This window comes from Mesorhizobium sp. C120A (genome assembly GCF_030323105.1).
GTDB lineage: Bacteria > Pseudomonadota > Alphaproteobacteria > Rhizobiales > Rhizobiaceae > Mesorhizobium.
The window spans coordinates 3,708,184-3,724,856 of the sequence record NZ_CP100476.1; the positions used below are offsets into that span (position 1 = coordinate 3,708,184).

The following is a 16,673-nucleotide window of genomic DNA, read 5'->3' on the forward strand; positions in this document are numbered from 1 at the left end:
AGGCTCGGTCGGTCGCTGCGCCTATGACCTCGATCACGGTTGCTGCAAGCTGCCGATGTAAGCGATTATCGCCTCGATCTGGTCAGGGCTCGCAACCCATTCGGGCATGTCTGGATGGCCCGTCGAAATTCCCTCGGCGAGGGCTTCCTCGAGATCCGCGATCGGATAGCGCTTCGACAAGGTGCGAAACGCCGGTGCGTCGGGATGGGTGCTTTTATCGGTTTTTCCAATGGAGTGGCAGCGGGCACAATTGAACTCGACCAAGGTATGACCGCGTTCCGTCAGGCTGTTGGCCTGTGCGGGCAGCACGGAACCAACCAACACCACCGCAGGGGCGCAAACCGATCGAAACCACCGCCGCCAGCAACGCCCTTTGCCCATATTGCTGCTCATGGTTGCGCCCTTCGATTTACGCGACTGTCTTCGCCGCAGCGTCCTCGATTGCTGCATGCCGAATTGCGACGGTCGGGGATGGGTCAGCATGATCGGCACTCCATTGTGATTGGTGCAAACAAAAGTGTTCGCCATGCGACGCTAACACTGTTCGTCGCCAAGTCGTTGATCCGGATCAACAGATGCTATCGGGCCCACCGATATCGTTCCCGCGTTTGACACGCATCAAGGTCGCTGCCCGTTCTGCCTGGCTAGCTCGGTTGAACACAAAGGGGCTACCGCGATGGCTTTCAAGACGATCATGGTTCAACTGGACGTGGACACCATCGCCGCGCCACGCATCTCCATGGCTTGGGATCTTGCTCAACGACATAATGCCGATCTGATCGGATTCTGTGCAGCCGAGCCGCATTTTGTCATGCCAACCGGCACCGATGACCAGGCCGCGACCAAGGCGTTGTGGTGTCAGGTGGAGGAGATAGAGGGCCGCCTCAACTGTTTGAGAGAGGAATTCCTGAGCACGGTCAACGGCAGCAATCGTGCCTCGTGGCGCGGAAAAATAGGACACCCCACTCGCCAGCTCGCACTCAATGCGCGTGCCGCCGACCTGATCCTAACTGGCTCGCCGGCGGTTGACCTGATCGTCGACCACCATCGTATGCTGGATCCGGCAAGTCTCATTGTTGCAGCCGGCCGCCCGATACTTGTGGCGTCGGAAACCTCTGCCCCGATCAGAGCTGAAAGCATCCTGATAGCATGGAACGATACGCGGGAAGCACGCCGCGCTGTCGTCGACGCAATGCCCCTTCTGGTCGAGGCCAGAAATATTGTGGTCGTCTCCGTAAACCGGGGAAACGCCGCGCCTCCGGACGATGTTGCGGACGTCAAGCGCTTCCTGGCACGCCACGGGGTGAAGGCCAGATCGGAAGTTTTGGTTGCGCACCGCTCCGAGCCGGCGGACCTGCTCCTCCAGATTGGTAGGGAGAATGCCGCTGATCTGATTGTCCTGGGTGGCTATGGCCACAGCCGTGTCCGTGAAATGACCTTTGGCGGCGTCACGCGCTCAGTGCTGCGCAGCGGATCGTTGCACCGCTTCATCTCGAACTGAGCAAAAAGCCGTCTTGGCTCCATGACGTTGACATGGATCAAGGTTGGCCTTTCCGGCGAACAGCTACATTAACCCTGCCAAGTTGAGCGTAGCCGGTGATTTGAGGGCGCAAGATACCGGGCAAACGCGGGCGCGCAGAGCGATCATCATGCAGACGACAAGACTTGGTAAGGGGCCGCCGCACTGTCCTTGCGCCAACGCATGAAAATCCAGGCGGCGGGATGGTGCGGCGGCACCAACGGATTGCTCGACAGCCATAGGGATTGCCGACATGAACTATCAGGGGTTCTTCGAGGAAGCGATCGACCAGCTCCACACCGAGCGGCGCTACCGGGTTTTCGCCGATCTCGAGCGCATTGTCGGCAAGTTTCCGCGCGCCATCTGGCGTTCCAACGGCCGCGCCGAGGAAATCACTGTCTGGTGCTCCAACGACTATCTCGGCATGGGCCAGAACCCCGATGTCATCGCCGCGTTCCAGAATGCAGCCGGCAAGATGGGTTCGGGCGCCGGCGGCACCCGCAACATTTCCGGCACCTCGAACCCGCTCGTCGAGCTCGAGCTGGAACTGGCGGACCTGCACGACAAGGAAGCGGCCCTGGTCTTCACCTCCGGCTTTGTCTCCAACGAGGCTTCGATCTCGACCATTGCGCGGCTTTTGCCCAATTGCCTGATCATTTCGGACGAGTTGAACCATGCCTCGATGATCGAAGGCGTACGGCGCTCGGGCGCCGAAAAGAAGATTTTCCGCCACAACGACGTCGCGCATCTCGAAAGCCTGCTGCAGGTGGCGGGCCGCGAACGCGCCAAGCTGATCGTGTTCGAGAGCGTCTATTCGATGGATGGCGACATCGCGCCGATCAAGCAGATCGTCGAACTGGCCGAACGCTACAACGCCATGACCTATATTGACGAGGTCCATGCCGTCGGCATGTACGGACCGCGCGGCGGCGGCATCACCGAGCGCGAGGGGCTGGCCGACCGTATCGACATCATCGAAGGCACGCTGGCCAAGGCGTTCGGCACGCTGGGCGGCTATATCGCCGGCAACAGCGCCGTCATCGACGCGGTGCGCTCCTATGCTCCGGGCTTCATCTTCACCACGGCGCTGCCGCCGGCGATCGCCGCCGCCGCCACCACGTCCATCCGCCACCTCAAGCGGTCGCAAGCCGAGCGCGATGCGCAACAGAGCCAGGCGTCGCGGACCAAGGAGGTTCTGTCTGCAGCTGGCCTGCCGGTGATGGAATCGCCGACACACATCGTGCCGGTGCTGGTCGGTGACCCCGAACTCTGCAAGATGGCCAGCGACCGTCTGCTCGGCGTGCACGGCATCTACATCCAGCCGATCAACTATCCGACCGTGCCGCGCGGCACCGAGCGGCTGCGCATCACCCCGACGCCGTTCCATACCGATGCGCTGATTGCGGGACTTCAGGACGCGCTGATCGAGACATGGGATGCGCTCGGCATTCCCTACGGCTCCGCCGGACGGCCCACTGTCGCCAAGAGCGACCGGATTGTGCCGCTGCTGGTGCCGAAGTCGGGCGGCTGAAGCCGCCGGCCGGGAAACCGATGCCTAGCCAGTCCAGCTTGCAGCTATTTGATCCCGCTCAATGCTGAGAGCGTCTCGATGCCTCACAATGAGCTTCAAATTGTCGAGGAGCTTCATCATGGGCCATAATTCTCACACATCCTTCGCTGACTTCACGCACGCTGCCCAGCAGGCCCAGCAATGGGTCAGGGAGCTTGCCGGCGATCTCTCCTGGAGCGAACCGAGTTCCTGCCGCCTCCTGCGATGCGTTCTGCACTCGGTGCGCGACTGGTTGTCTCAAGCGGAGATGGCTGATCTGTCAGCACAGCTGCCTGTTCTGGTTCGTGGCATCTACTTCGAAGGCTGGAAGCCATCTGCGCCTGCGTGTGAACGCACGAAGCGCGACTTTATTCTCAGCGTCAGGAACAGTTTTGGCTACGACGACGAGATCGACTTCGACGTCGCCATCAACGCGGTATTCAAGCTCCTCGATCGTCACATTTCGCATGGTGAGATCGTCCAGGTCAGGAACTCGATGAAGAAGTCACTGCGCAACCTGTGGCCGGTGAATTGACCGATGTTTCGCGACCGCGAAGACGCTGGAGCGAAGCTCGGCCTGGAGCTCGGCAGGCTTCAATTGCATCACCCCATCATACTGGCCTTGCCGCGTGGCGGCGTGCCTGTCGCTGTGGAAGTGGCAAAGATCCTCAACGCTCCTCTTGATCTGCTTATCGTCTGCAAGGTCGGCGCCCCAGGTAATCCCGAGCTGGCGGTTGCAGCAATCGTCGATGGCGACCCCGGGGAGGTCGTGTTGAACCGGGAGATCGTCGAGGCCTATGCGCTCGATCGAGGCGAGCTACGCGTGTTGATTGCAAATGAGCGTCCAGAACTCGAACGCCGGCGCGCTGCCTATCGAGGGAAGACCAAACCGATCTCGATCGCGGGAAAGACCGCGATCATCGTCGATGACGGGGCCGCGACGGGTACAACCATGAAAATCGCGATCCGCGCCATCAAGCGCCGGTCACCGAGGGAAATCATCGTGGCAGTTCCTGTTTCGCCGCAAGAGACGGTCGCTGAACTGGCACGCGAAGCGGATCGTGTGGTTTGCCTAAGTCAACCAGGACAGTTCCGTGCCCTGAGCTACCATTACATCCGGTTTCCTCAGCTCTCGGACGGTGATGTCGTCGCTGCCATGGGCGAGGCTGTCCGGTCGCAAACCGACAGGCAACAACTCAGTGCGCAACACGCAGCCGGTTCGAAAGTCGCCACGAAATCAATGCCACGGAACAACCCAGAGACGTAGGAGATCACCTCATGCTGGTCCGAACACTTTCTGCCTTGGAATGCACCAAGATTCTGACGGCCAATCGCGTTGGCCGCCTGGCATGCGCGAAGGACAGGCAGCCTTATGTCGTGCCCCTCTACTACGCCCATTCGGATGCTCATCTTTATGCGTTTTCCATGCCGGGCAAGAAGATCGAATGGATGCGAGTCAATCCGCTGGTGTCCCTCCAGGTCGACGAACATGGCCAGGGCCGAGGATGGAGAAGCGTGGTTGCCGATGGCCGGTACGAAGAACTGCCTGACCACATCGGCCACAAGCTTGAGCGGGACCATGCCTGGTCGTTGTTGAGCAAGCATACCGACTGGTGGGAACCTGGTGCACTCAAGCCCGTCACTCCTCCCACAGCCGACAGTGCACCGCACGTCTTCTTTCGGATCCTAGTCGAACAGGTATCCGGCCGGGAAGCGAGCGAGTAGTCGTCCCATCGGATCTTGCGAGAATGCAAAGGGCCGGCGCAATCTGCGCCGGCTTTTCTCCTGTTGAACTGCTATCGCGCCATCAACACAGGCACTGACGAGCTCTCAAGCATCGACTTAGTCACCCCGCCAAAAATCCGCTCGCGCAGCCGGGAGTGTCCATAGGCGCCCATGACCAGGAGCTCGGCAGCCATGTCGCCGGCACGCTGGCGAAGCACGTCGGCGACCGAATGGTTCGCGCTCGGCAGTCGTTCGACAGTAACCTTCACGCCATGCCGGGCGAGATAGGCAGCGGCATCTGCCCCCGGCTCCGCACCGTGATGGAACTCGTCCTCGATCGGGTCGACCATAGCGAGGTGAACCTCTTCGGCGCCCTTCAACATATCGAGCGACTCGCGGACGGCGCGCGATGACTCAAGGCGGGCGTCCCAAGCGACCAGGATGCGTTTTGGTTTAAGGGTCGGGCGCGAGCCATCGGGAAAGAGCAGAATGGGCTTCCCCGACGAGAACAGCGTGCCCTCGATGACTTTGTCCTTCAGCGCATGGCTTGCCAGCAGATCTGGTCCCAGAATGGTCAGATCGGCGTAGCGGGCACGTCTGCCAACAACATCGTCCGCCCATCCCGTGTCGGGATAGTCGTCGCTCAGATCAGCCGATACCCCGGTTTTGGAGAGAAAGCCAGCGACGTCGGAAATTCTCGTCTTGAGCCTCTTGATCTCGGCCTGACGCTCCTCCAGCCAGGCCGGTGAGACGACAGCACCATATTCAACACCCGAGGGCGGTGCGGCCACCTCGAGAACGAGCACGGAGAGATGGGCACCGATTTGTTCGCACAAGTCAGCGGCGAGCTTCAGATCGCCCTCCCCCTGGTTCGGTCCGGTAACCGTAAGCAGCGTCTTGAAAGTCACAGCAGCAACTCCTCAGTTCGAGTGAAGGTTCAGTTGATGCTGAAGCGTAAGCGAGAGGGGTTGGGGCGTTCATTGCGCTGAATCAAAGCGTTCTCCAGTTCTCGCGATTAGCTGTTGCCCGAGTTCGACGCGCCGGTCGGCGGTGGCTAAAATTGGCGAGCATCGACCAGATCGGAAGACATCGGATGAACGAGTCTACTCTACGACGCACATTGCTGGTCATCGCCATCCTGGGCCTCGCCATTGGTTTAGGGGTCTGGCGAACCAGGCTCGGCCCCTTTGAAGCCGACATGATCTGGACGGTGGCCACCTTGCCCGTGGTGGCAGCTCTCGCGATTTCCATTTTGCGTGATTTCTGGATCGGCCGCTTCGGCGTCGATGCGATTGCCTTGGTATCGATGTCCGCCGCGCTTCTGCTCGGACAACCCCTGGCGGCCGTGGTGGTGGCAATCATGTATGCCGGCGGCACGGTGCTTGAGGATTTTGCCCGCGGCCGCGCGGAACGCAACCTCAAGGCCTTGACCCACCGGTCACCGCGTGTCGCCCATCGAACGTCAAAGCTGGAGACCGAGACCATCTCCGTTGAAGACGTTGCCGTGGGCGACGAGCTATTGGTTCGGGCCGGCGAACTGCTTCCCGTCGATGGCATCCTGCTTGATAATTCGGCCTCTCTCGACGAGTCCGCCGTGAGCGGAGAACCGCTGCCGGAAAGGCGGACAGCGGGCGATATGCTCCGCAGCGGCACCATCAATGCGGGCGAGACCTTCAGGATGCGGGCCTCTGCTCAGTCCGAGCAGAGCACCTACGCAGCGATCGTTCGCATGGTTGCTGCAGCGCAGACCGTGAAAGCGCCTTTCATCCGCATGGCCGACCGCTTCGCGCTGCTCCTATTGCCAGCGACTCTGCTTGTCTCCGGTGGCGCCTGGTACATGTCTGGCGATCCGATTAGAGCATTGGCCGTGCTGGTCGTCGCGACGCCCTGTCCGCTTATCCTTGCTGCGCCCGTTGCCTTCATCGGCGGCGTGTCACGGGCGGCCCGCAGCTGCGTTCTGATGAAAGGCAGCGCGGCTCTGGAGGCGCTTGCACAAGTCCGGACCGCAATCTTCGACAAGACGGGGACCTTGACCATCGGCGGAGCTGAGCTCATCGAAATCGAAGTGGCGACCGGTCGCGACCCCGACAATCTGCTGCGGCTACTCGCGTCTTTGGAACAGGCCTCGCACCATGTGCTCGCCGACTCAATTATCCGGGCGGCGCGTGGCAAGCAGTTGACGCTTTCGCATCCGCGTGATGTCCACGAGCGTCGCGGTGCGGGCCTGAAGGGCCGGGTCGACAACATCTCGGTCACCGCGGGGTCGCGGGATCTCGTGCTCGCCGACAAGCCGCTGCCCGGCTGGGCGAAAAGCGGCGAGGAGAAATACCGGGAAGAGCCGGTGCTCAGGGTTTTTGTAGCACTAGGCGGACGGCTTGCCGGTGTTTTCACGTTGGGCGACGCCCTGCGTGTTGATGCGCGTGATGCACTCGGCAAGCTGCGCTCCGCTGGCATTGGGCGCATGATCATGCTCACAGGCGACGACGCCGTGGCTGCCAAGCGCATTTCCGCGTTGCTCAACCTCGACGCCATAGTCGCCGATGCGACCCCTGCCGATAAGGTCGCGACGGTCGAAGCCGAGAAGTCCGTGGCACCGACGATGATGGTCGGCGACGGCATCAACGATGCCCCTGCCCTTGCGGCCGCAACGGTCGGTATTGCCATGGGCGCACGTGGTGCGACCGCCTCCTCCGAGGCGGCTGACGTCATCGTACTGACCGACAGGCTGCAGCCGGTCGCCGATGCAGTTCGGATTGCACGGCGAACGCGATCGATCGCCTTGCAAAGCATCATTGCCGGGCTGGCGCTGTCGGGGCTGGCAATGATCGCGGCGGCCATGGGGCAGATTACCCCGGTTGCCGGAGCGCTGCTGCAGGAAGGGATTGACGTGGCGGTCATCCTGAACGCGCTGCGCAGCCTTGGCGATGGCCATCGGTGGCGCGCATAGTGGACGAACAGTTGATCGGTGAATTGCCATGGCACAGCAGAATCTGGTGGTTTGCAGCAAATGCGGTGGGGTCAACCGCCTGCCACCAGGCCGCAATGCCATGGAGGCGAAATGCGGAAAGTGCGGGAACAGGCTTTTTTCGGGACATCCCGAAGATGTCGATGCCGCGATCTTCGATAATCAGATCGGGCGCAGCAGCCTTCCAGTTGTCGTCGACGTCTGGGCACCATGGTGCGGCCCCTGCAAGATGATGGCTCCGGCTTATGAGGCGGCAGCAAATGAACTTGAGCCGCATGTCCGCCTGATCAAACTCAATTCCGACAATGAGCAGGCCGTTGCGGCGAAGTTTGGCATTCGAGCCATCCCGACCATGATCCTCTTTCATGGCGGACGCGAGATTGCGCGCACATCCGGCGCAATGACGGCAGGCCAGATCGTCAGGTGGGTTCGCGACCGCCTGCCGACGGTTGCCGCCTGAACGTCGCCGGCCAATGGATCCGCTCATCGCCCGGCTCGGACTTGCCCTCGCAATAGGTCTGCTTGTCGGCTTGGAGCGTGGCTGGCAGGAGCGGGATGCACCCGCTCGCAGTCGCACAGCCGGCATCCGGACATTCGGCATATCCGGCCTGCTTGGCGGCGTGCTCGCCGCACTCGCCAACGCACTCGGCGCAGTATCCGTACTGGTCGGCGGTTTCATCGCCTTTGCGGCAATCTTCGCTTGGTACAAGGCGCGTGAGGCTGCCCATGACGAGGATTTCAGCGTCACCAGCGTGATCGCTGGCCTTGGCGTTTTTGCGCTTGGTGCGCTTTCGGTCGCCGGCGATTATCGGGCTGCCGCTGCCGGTGGGGCGGCACTGGCGGCAATCCTGGCCAGCCGAGAAGTCCTGCACGGCCTTCTGAAGCGCCTGACATGGGTCGAACTGCGCTCGGCGCTGATCCTGGCGGTGATGACGGCAATCATCTTGCCCCTGCTGCCAAACCGGACAATGGACCCATGGGGCGGTTTCAATCCCTGGGAGGTCTGGTTCCTGACGGTGCTGATGGCCTCGATTTCGTTCGCCGGCTACGTGGCTGTTCGCATACTGGGCAACACGCGTGGTCTGCTGGTCAGTTCGCTCACCGGTGCAATCGTCTCTTCCACAGCGGTGACCTTGGCGCTTGCCCGCAATGCCGCATCGGCAAGCAATCCGCTACCGCTCGCCGGGGCGGCATCCCTGGCTGCAATGGTTTCAGTGCTCCGCGTATGCGCCGTGGTTCTGATCGTCGAGCCAAGCGTGCTCGCATCGGTCGCCATTCCGGCGATTGCCGCGGCGCTCGCCTTCGCTGTCTGCGGCGCGTTGCTGCTGTCTCGCGACAGCGGGAACGGTGAAGGCAGCGCGATCGCGCGCAATCCATTCGAACTGGGCCCGTTGCTGCTCTTCGCCTTGCTCTTCGCCATCGTCGCGACCGCGAGTGCGGGGCTGGCCGCTCAATTCGGTGGGCGCGGTTTGCTGGCGAGCTCGGCGCTGGCCGGCGCATTCGATGTCGATGTTTCGGTGCTTGGCGCGCTGCGCCTGGTCAAGCATTCCGTCTCCGTCGAGACCGTGGGCCAGGCCGTGCTCGCGGCACTGGCGGCAAACGCCATTGGTCGCCTGTCGCTTGCGGTATTTGCCGGGCCGGTCAGGTTCTGGTTGCCAATGGCCGTCGCAACTCTCATCGCCGTCACCCTTGGTATCTGCGCCCTTTTGTTGCTTGCTCCTGGATAGAAGCGTTGTTCTCGATCCATCTTTGATGCGGATCAATGGCCAGGCCCTGACACCGTTCTATGGGACTCCATGAAAAGGAGTTCGCAATGACCAATCAAAAAGATCTCACCCCGAAATTCCGCCATGTCCGGCTGTTGCTCGCGCGCGAGAAAGGCCGTCCGGAAGGGAACCGCGAGGAGGGCTATGACGTGCTGGCTCCATTGACCGGCGAAGGGCGGATCGATGCGGAAGAGTGGAAATCGCACAGCGCCTCCTGCCGTGTTCGCCGGTTTCGCACTGGCGAGCAGGATCTGATCGGCCGGCTGAGGCGCGAGCCCGGCGGACAGTGGTATTTCGACTACGCGGAAGGCGACCGCGATGACGAAATCGGCTTCCATCTCGGCGACGAACGGTTCGTGACCGGTGAATATGTGTCGATCGAGCGCAACGGCGCCATGCACACCTACCAGGTAGCAAGGGTCGAGCGGCCCTGACAGCAACGCCAAGCTCCCTGGGAGAAGACCATGTCACGACGCATCCTGATTGTGGTCGGCCATCCCGACCCATCCCCCGACCGGCTCTGCCGCGGTCTTGCCAACGCCTATGCCGAGGGCGCGGAAAGGGCGGGGCACGCCGTCCGACGGGTCGATCTGGCAGCACTCGACTTTCCGATGCTACGCACGATGCAGGAGTTTGAGCACGGTGCTGTGCCCGACAGCCTCAAGGACGCCGCCCAATCGATCGTTTGGGCCGAGCACATTGTCTTTGTCTTCCCGCTATGGCTCGGAACCATGCCGGCCATGCTCAAGGCATTCCTGGAACAGGTGATGCGGCCGGGAACGGCTTTTGCCTACCCGGACAAGGGCGGTGGATTCACCAAGACGCTGCTTCGCGGCCGTTCTGCGCGCGTCGTGGTTACGATGGGCATGCCTTCCGTTGTTTACCGGCTATGGTTCCTCGGACACGGCATCGCGGGCATGAAACGAAGCATTCTGCGTTTTGTCGGCATCAGTCCTGTGCACGAGACCTTGTTCGGCATGGTCGCTGGCGGCAACGATGCGACCCGTGCGAAATGGATCGGACAAATGCGCACGCTTGGTGAGCGTGGGCTTTAGCTGGTAACCCAGAAGCCGGGACAGCGGTTCAAAGGCATCCTTTGCCGGAGCCACAAACAAGCCAGAGCTTATGCGGCCGCCAACCGGAAATCGCGCGAGTTTTGGATGACGCGGGGATACGCATGCGAAATGAGAAACCCGCCACACCTTGGCGCGACGGGCGTCTCATCAAGGCGCGCCTTACTTGACCAGGATTGTCGCCCACATTCCGTTCATAAAGTGGCCCGGAATATTGCAAAAGACGGCATAGCTGCCGGGCTTGAGGTCGAGCGTCAGAGATCCGGTCTTGCCCGGATCAAGTTCGGAAACCTCGCCAAGATGGCCCGCCGCATCCTCGTTGACACGATTTTCATTCGGCACATATGGCAGGGTTGTCTTCTTGGCATCGGCGATCGGCACGACGATCATCTCGTGGACTGTATCCTTGGAGGTATTCTGGACTTGAAAGGTCACCTTGCCTGCGGGTACGAAGGTCTTGTCCAGCTTGACCCTCATGGTTGCCATGCTCATGTTGGCCGGCATGCCCATGCCCATTTTTGCATCGGCGTTCACCACCCCTTCCTTGTCCCATAGCTTGACGTTCACGGTCGTGTTGGCGAAGGCGGGTGCCGAGGCTGTTAATAGAACGAGGACCAGTCCGGTCTTGAAAGGCTTCATGTCTAAATGCTCCTGATCGCTCGCGGCGACCCCGTGAGCGCTGTTTTTGGAATCATTCCCGGTCGCCGCACCCGGCTAGAACAGCCAAGCTGACAACACGCTGACAGCGGATACAAACGGCGACCAAGATGCGATGGACCTTCACCCGAAGCGCTGCGTGTTTCACGGACTTATGGATCGACCGTGAACTCCGTCCACATGCCCGCGCGTAGTGACCTGTCACGTTAGAGACAAGGAGGTATTTTCCAGCCTAGATCGACGGTCGGCGTGCCTGACTTGCCGGGCCGAGTTCTGATACATCGCCATGTCGCCAGCTTATCTTCATCCACCCGATTTTCGGACTAAACATATACGGAAGCGGCTTGCCGGGATCGGCAAGGTACATCACGATCTTTCATGGACGGTGGGAGAACCGGCCAGATAATCCTCGTAGATTGTCAATCACGGTACCAGGACAGCGGCGCCGCTCAATCTCCCTTGCCTCAGATCGTCCAACGCCCGATTTGCCTGTTCCAGCGGATAGGCTTTGGTATGAGTGCGAGCCCGCGCACTCTTCGCAACGGGAAAGAACTCTTCCGCGTCGTGGCGCGTCAGGTTTCTACCGATATTAGTTCCCGCTCTTCCCAGAGCAATTCGTAGGACGTCGCTGGGATGTCACTCATGCGTGGACCCTCAACTTCACCTTTGGAAATCAAACTTTCATTTGACCCGCATCAAAGCTGCCGGCTCGTTCTTCCTATTCATTGCCTCCCATCAGAGCCTCAATCTGGGAGAGCATCATGACTACGGCTGATTTCAACATCCCTGTTCCGAAAGTCGCGACAGCGGCGCCAACGAAACTTCGACTGGGTTCCCTGACCGCATTGGTCATCGGTTCCATGGTCGGCTCCGGCGTGTTCAGCCTGCCGCAGAACATGGCAGCCGGTGCCGGTCCTCTCGCCATCCTGATTGGCTGGGCCATCACTGCGGTTGGCATGCTGGCGCTGGTCTTCGTCTATCAGTCGCTTGCCACCCGCAAGCCGGAGCTCGACGCCGGGCCCTACGCCTACGCCAAGGCCGGCTTCGGCCCCTTCATCGGCTTCAACAGCGCCTGGGGTTACTGGATCAGCGCCTGGGTTGGCAACGTTTCCTACGCTGTGATCGTGTTCAGCGCCCTGTCCTATTTCTTTCCCGCCTTCGGCGATGGAAACACCTGGCAGGCGGTGCTCGGCGCGTCGATCCTGCTGTGGCTGATCCACATGCTGGTTCTCGCCGGCATCCGGCAGGCGGCGATCATCAACCTCATTGTGACGGTGGCGAAGATCGCTCCGATCGTGCTGTTCGTCGGGGTTGTTGCCGTCGCCTTCAAACTTCAGGTCTGGTCTCTCGACTTCACCGGTCTCGGCAACGCCAGTCTCGGCTCGATCACCGCGCAGGTGAAAAGCACGATGCTGGTGACCCTGTGGGTCTTCATCGGCATCGAAGGAGCCAGCGTCTTTTCCGGTCGCGCCGAGCACCGCAAGGACATCGCCACGGCGACCGTTCTCGGCTTCTTCACTTGTCTCGCGCTCTACGCCCTGGTGTCGCTGCTGTCGCTTGGCATCCTGAACCAACCCGAACTCGCTGCCTTGAAGAACCCATCGATGGCCGGTGTCCTGGAGGCGATTGTCGGCCCTTGGGGTGCCATCCTGATCAACATCGCGCTGGTCGTGTCCGTGATCGGCGCCTTCCTGAGCTGGACACTGCTCGCCGCCGAAATACCGCATGTCGCCGCCAAGGACGGGACGATGCCAAAATTCTTCGGCCGCGAAAGCGACCGCGGCGTGCCGTCGATCTCGCTTCTGATCACCAACCTGCTCGTGCAAGCCTTCCTGGTGATCACCCTTTTCGCGCAGAGCACGTACCAGGCGCTGTTCTACATCGCGTCGGCCGCAATCCTGGTTCCTTACATCTTTTCCGGCGCTTACGCGGCCAAGCTCGCGCTGACGGGAGAGAGCTACGCGAGTGGCGAGCAGCGCGTCGGTCCGCTATTTGCTGGGTTGCTGGCAACGGTCTACGGGCTGTGGCTCGTCTACGCTGCGGGCCCTGCATACCTGTTCATGTGTGCGATCCTCTATGCGCCCGGCATCATTTTCTACATTTGGGCTCGCCGGGAAACCAATCAACGCGTGTTCCATCCTGTTGAAGCAGCTCTCGCCGCAGCCCTGGTCGCAGTCGCCCTCCTCGCCGTCTACGAGATGTGGACCGGCGCTGTCAGCGCGCTGTGAAGGGGTCGGCACGATGACAAGCCTGGGTGTTCACTCCGAAGTTGGCCGTCTGCGTGAAGTGATGGTTCATCGTCCCGATCTCAGCCTGCGCAGGCTGACACCGGAAAATTGCAAGGCGCTGCTCTTCGACGACGTGTTGTGGGTCAAGCGGGCCCGCCAGGAACACGATGTCTTCGTCGATGCGTTGCGCGAACGCGGTGTGTTGGTGCATTCCTTCGGGGAACTCCTGGCTCAGACGATGAGCCTGACCAAAGCCCGCGACTGGCTTCTCGACCGCCGGGTTCATCCCGGCGTCGTCGGGCTTGACATGGTCGACGAGCTGCGCGGATGGCTCAACGAGATGCCGTCAGAGCAATTGTCATCTTACCTTGTCGGGGGCATTGCCCGCGCCGAGCTTTCTTTCGAACCCAAAGGCCTGACGGGAAGGACGCTCGCCCCCCAGGATTTCGTGCTGCCGCCGCTACCGAACCAGCTTTTCACCCGCGACAGTTCCTGCTGGATCTACGGGTCGGTGTCGGTCAATTCCATGTACTGGCCGGCCAGACGTCCGGAAGCTGCCAATGTCGAAGCCGTCTATCGTTTCCATCCCCACTTTCGCGACAGTGGCATTCCATTCGTGTCGCCAGACTTGGGAACCGGCACCAGCCTGGAAGGCGGCGACGTCATGCCGATCGGGGGTGGAACGGTTCTCGTCGGTATGGGGGAGCGCACCACCCCGCAAGCCGTCGGCGGCCTTGCGCGCAGCCTGTTCGCGGCGGGTGAAGCGACCCGTGTGATTGCCGCGCTAATGCCGCGGGACCGCAGCTTTATGCATCTCGATACCGTATTCACCTTCTGCGATCGCGACCTTGTCACATTGTATCCGCCGGTGGTTGACCGGCTGCGTACCTTCTCGCTGCGGCCGGGCGATGGAGCGGCGGCAGTCGAGGTCACCGATGAGACGAAACCGTTCACGACGGTGGTTGCCGAAGCCCTTGGCCTGAATTCGCTGCGGATCATCGCCACCGGCGGCGACCGCTACGAGACCGAGCGCGAGCAATGGGATGACGGCAACAATGTCGTGGCAATCGAGCCCGGCGTAGTCATCGGCTACGACCGCAACGTCTACACCAACACGCTTCTGCGCCGTGCCGGAATTGAAGTGATCACGGTCGAAGGCGCCGAGCTTAGTCGCGGCCGCGGCGGCGGTCACTGCATGACCTGCCCGATTGCCCGCGACCCGATTTGACCCGAAAGGAAATACGATGTCGATCAATCTTCACGGCCGCTCCGTCCTGACCCTCGATGACCTCACCGCCGAAGAAATCCGCTTTCTTCTCAAGCTGGCCGCAGACCTCAAGGCGGCCAAGCTGGCCGGACACGAGATCCCGCGTCTTGTCAGAAAGAACATCGCTCTGATCTTCGAGAAGGATTCGACACGCACACGGACGGGGTTCGAAGTGGCGGCCTATGACCAGGGCGCTCACGTAACCTACTTTGGCCCTACCGGCAGCCATATCGGCCACAAGGAATCCATGAAGGACACCGCTCGCGTCCTCGGCCGCATGTATGACGCGATCGAGTTTCGCGGCTTTGGCCAGCACCAGGCCGAAGTGCTGGCTACATATGCCGGCGTGCCGGTCTACAACGGCCTCACCGACGAGGCGCATCCGACGCAGATCCTCGCCGACCTCATGACCATGCGTGAATTCACGCACAAGCATCTTTCGGACATGACCGTCACCTTTGTTGGCGAGGGCCGGGACAATGTCGCACGGTCGCTGGCGTTGGGGGCAGCGAAGGTCGGCATCGACATGCGCATCGCCTCGCCAAAGGAACTCTGGCCGGATGAGGAATTCTGCGCTCATGTCCGCGACCTGGCGGAGCGCAGCGGTGGCCGCTTCCGACTCGACGAGGACGTGACGGGGTGCGTCCAGGAGGCTGATTTCATCTACACTGATGTCTGGATGTCGATGGGCGAGGACAAATCCGGCTGGACCGAACGTATCCGCCTTTTGACGCCCTACCGGGTTACGAGCGAAGTGATGGCCGCCGCCCGCAACCCCCACGTCAAATTCATGCATTGCCTGCCGGCATTTCACGACACCGAGACCGAGATCGGCGCCTTCGTAGCGAAGGAATACGGCACGGACTGCATGGAGGTCACCGACGAGGTGTTCGAGTCGGCCGCGTCGGTCGCCTTCGATCAGGCCGAAAATCGGATGCACACGATCAAGGCTCTGCTCGTGGCAACGATCGGCAACTGAGATGCTTATTGTCGTTGCACTCGGCGGAAACGCACTGCTGCGTCGTGGAGAACCGATGACGGCCGGCAACCAGCGCGCCAACATCGTACGCGCTGCGTCCGTGCTGGCCAAACTCGTCAGCGAAGGGCATTCGATTGTCGTCACGCACGGCAACGGTCCGCAGGTGGGACTTCTGGCCCTGCAGGCAGCTGCAACCTCGGATGGCCGCACATTTCCACTCGACGTGATTGGCGCCGAAAGCGCAGGGATGATCGGCTACGTCATTGAGCAGGAACTCGGCAACCTCCTCAAAGAGAGGCTGTTTGCGACCCTGCTGACACAGGTGAAGGTCGATCCACACGATCCCGCTTTCGCTCACCCGACGAAGCCTATCGGCCCGGTCTACGATGAGGCAACCGCAACCAGGCTTGCCAGCGAGCGCGACTGGCAGATAGCACCCGATGGCGACAAATGGCGCCGCGTCGTGCCGTCGCCCAGGCCGCTGGAGATCCTGGAAGCTGCAGTGATCTCGTTCCTGGTCGAGCGCGGCGTGATCGTCATCTGCACCGGTGGCGGTGGTGTTCCAGTGATAGCCCGCGACGACGGCAGTCTTTTCGGCGTGGAAGCAGTTATCGACAAGGATCTGGCAAGCTCACTGCTCGCTCGCCAATTGAAAGCCGACATGCTGCTCCTGTTGACCGATGTCGACGCCGTCTATGTCGATTACGGAACGGCGACTGCTCGGGCGCTCCGGCGCGTGGATCCGAAGGAGGTGTCGGGGTGGAATTTTCCCGCCGGCTCCATGGGACCGAAAGTCAGCGCTGCGGCGGAGTTCGCTGAAGCAATGGGCAAACCTGCCGCTATCGGCAAGCTCGATGACGCCGTCGAAATTGTCAGGGGCGAACGCGGTACCTGGTTCAAAGCCAGTTGGAGCGTGGATTGATGCGTTTCAAGGCCGCTTGAACG

Annotated in this window: 17 protein-coding genes and 1 pseudogene; 14 read left to right on the plus strand and 4 right to left on the minus strand. The window is 61.3% G+C overall.

Going from position 1 to position 16,673, the window contains the following annotated elements; translation table 11 throughout:
* Positions 1–33: 33 nt before the first annotated feature.
* Positions 34–381, minus strand: a complete 348-nt coding sequence (locus NL532_RS17945; protein WP_031203596.1) for a c-type cytochrome — start codon at positions 379–381, stop codon at positions 34–36.
* A 295-nt stretch (positions 382–676) separates the two neighbouring features.
* Between NL532_RS17945 and NL532_RS17950 the strand changes: the two genes are divergently transcribed.
* From NL532_RS17950 to NL532_RS17970, 5 genes are all read left to right on the plus strand, one after another.
* The gene (locus NL532_RS17950; protein WP_023830173.1) at positions 677–1,501 is read left to right on the plus strand and encodes a universal stress protein; all 825 of its coding nucleotides are present in this window, start codon (positions 677–679) and stop codon (positions 1,499–1,501) included.
* A gap of 271 nt (positions 1,502–1,772) precedes the next feature.
* A complete protein-coding gene (gene hemA / locus NL532_RS17955; protein WP_286487396.1) occupies positions 1,773–3,050 on the plus strand; it encodes a 5-aminolevulinate synthase in 1,278 nt (425 codons plus the stop codon).
* Between the two features lie 88 nt (positions 3,051–3,138).
* The gene (locus NL532_RS17960) at positions 3,139–3,603 is read left to right on the plus strand and encodes a DUF2267 domain-containing protein (protein WP_245270365.1); all 465 of its coding nucleotides are present in this window, start codon (positions 3,139–3,141) and stop codon (positions 3,601–3,603) included.
* A 3-nt stretch (positions 3,604–3,606) separates the two neighbouring features.
* Positions 3,607–4,335, plus strand: a complete 729-nt coding sequence (locus tag NL532_RS17965; RefSeq protein ID WP_023829805.1) for a phosphoribosyltransferase — start codon at positions 3,607–3,609, stop codon at positions 4,333–4,335.
* Positions 4,336–4,346: 11 nt separating this feature from the next.
* Complete coding sequence (locus NL532_RS17970; protein ID WP_023829806.1) at positions 4,347–4,793, plus strand: pyridoxamine 5'-phosphate oxidase family protein; 447 nt, start codon at positions 4,347–4,349, stop codon at positions 4,791–4,793.
* 71 nt (positions 4,794–4,864) lie between these two features.
* Here NL532_RS17970 and NL532_RS17975 read toward each other — a convergent pair whose 3' ends face one another.
* The gene (locus NL532_RS17975) at positions 4,865–5,701 is read right to left on the minus strand and encodes a universal stress protein (protein WP_023829807.1); all 837 of its coding nucleotides are present in this window, start codon (positions 5,699–5,701) and stop codon (positions 4,865–4,867) included.
* Between the two features lie 185 nt (positions 5,702–5,886).
* Between NL532_RS17975 and NL532_RS17980 the strand changes: the two genes are divergently transcribed.
* From NL532_RS17980 to NL532_RS18000, 5 genes are all read left to right on the plus strand, one after another.
* The gene (locus NL532_RS17980) at positions 5,887–7,740 is read left to right on the plus strand and encodes a heavy metal translocating P-type ATPase (RefSeq protein WP_023829808.1); all 1,854 of its coding nucleotides are present in this window, start codon (positions 5,887–5,889) and stop codon (positions 7,738–7,740) included.
* A gap of 28 nt (positions 7,741–7,768) precedes the next feature.
* Positions 7,769–8,218, plus strand: a complete 450-nt coding sequence (gene trxC, locus NL532_RS17985) for a thioredoxin TrxC (RefSeq protein WP_023829809.1) — start codon at positions 7,769–7,771, stop codon at positions 8,216–8,218.
* A gap of 13 nt (positions 8,219–8,231) precedes the next feature.
* Positions 8,232–9,485 carry an MgtC/SapB family protein gene (locus tag NL532_RS17990; protein ID WP_023829810.1) on the plus strand — a complete coding sequence of 418 codons (1,254 nt, stop codon included), beginning with the start codon at positions 8,232–8,234 and terminating at the stop codon, positions 9,483–9,485.
* Between the two features lie 86 nt (positions 9,486–9,571).
* On the plus strand, positions 9,572–9,958 hold the full coding sequence (locus NL532_RS17995) for a hypothetical protein (protein WP_023829811.1): 387 nt from the start codon (positions 9,572–9,574) through the stop codon (positions 9,956–9,958).
* Positions 9,959–9,988: 30 nt separating this feature from the next.
* Entirely contained in the window at positions 9,989–10,579 is a 591-nt protein-coding gene (locus NL532_RS18000) for an NAD(P)H-dependent oxidoreductase (protein ID WP_023829812.1), read from the plus strand.
* A gap of 180 nt (positions 10,580–10,759) precedes the next feature.
* On the opposite strand, the gene NL532_RS18005 is transcribed toward NL532_RS18000, so the two are convergent.
* The gene (locus NL532_RS18005; protein WP_031203498.1) at positions 10,760–11,236 is read right to left on the minus strand and encodes a plastocyanin/azurin family copper-binding protein; all 477 of its coding nucleotides are present in this window, start codon (positions 11,234–11,236) and stop codon (positions 10,760–10,762) included.
* A gap of 441 nt (positions 11,237–11,677) precedes the next feature.
* A pseudogene (locus tag NL532_RS18010) lies at positions 11,678–11,907 on the minus strand (alcohol dehydrogenase); the annotation flags it as partial.
* 108 nt (positions 11,908–12,015) lie between these two features.
* On the opposite strand from NL532_RS18010, the gene arcD reads away from it, so the two are divergent.
* From arcD to arcC, 4 genes are read left to right on the plus strand one after another with little or no spacing between them, the layout of a single operon-like run.
* Positions 12,016–13,482: an arginine-ornithine antiporter gene (gene arcD / locus NL532_RS18015; protein ID WP_023829814.1), complete on the plus strand. Its 1,467-nt coding sequence runs from the start codon at positions 12,016–12,018 to the stop codon at positions 13,480–13,482.
* Positions 13,483–13,495: 13 nt separating this feature from the next.
* Positions 13,496–14,710, plus strand: coding sequence for an arginine deiminase (locus tag NL532_RS18020; RefSeq protein WP_023829815.1), 1,215 nt, complete (start codon positions 13,496–13,498; stop codon positions 14,708–14,710).
* A gap of 16 nt (positions 14,711–14,726) precedes the next feature.
* On the plus strand, positions 14,727–15,728 hold the full coding sequence (gene argF, locus NL532_RS18025; RefSeq protein WP_023829816.1) for an ornithine carbamoyltransferase: 1,002 nt from the start codon (positions 14,727–14,729) through the stop codon (positions 15,726–15,728).
* A gap of 1 nt (position 15,729) precedes the next feature.
* Positions 15,730–16,650: a carbamate kinase gene (arcC, locus tag NL532_RS18030; protein ID WP_023829817.1), complete on the plus strand. Its 921-nt coding sequence runs from the start codon at positions 15,730–15,732 to the stop codon at positions 16,648–16,650.
* Positions 16,651–16,673: the final 23 nt, after the last annotated feature.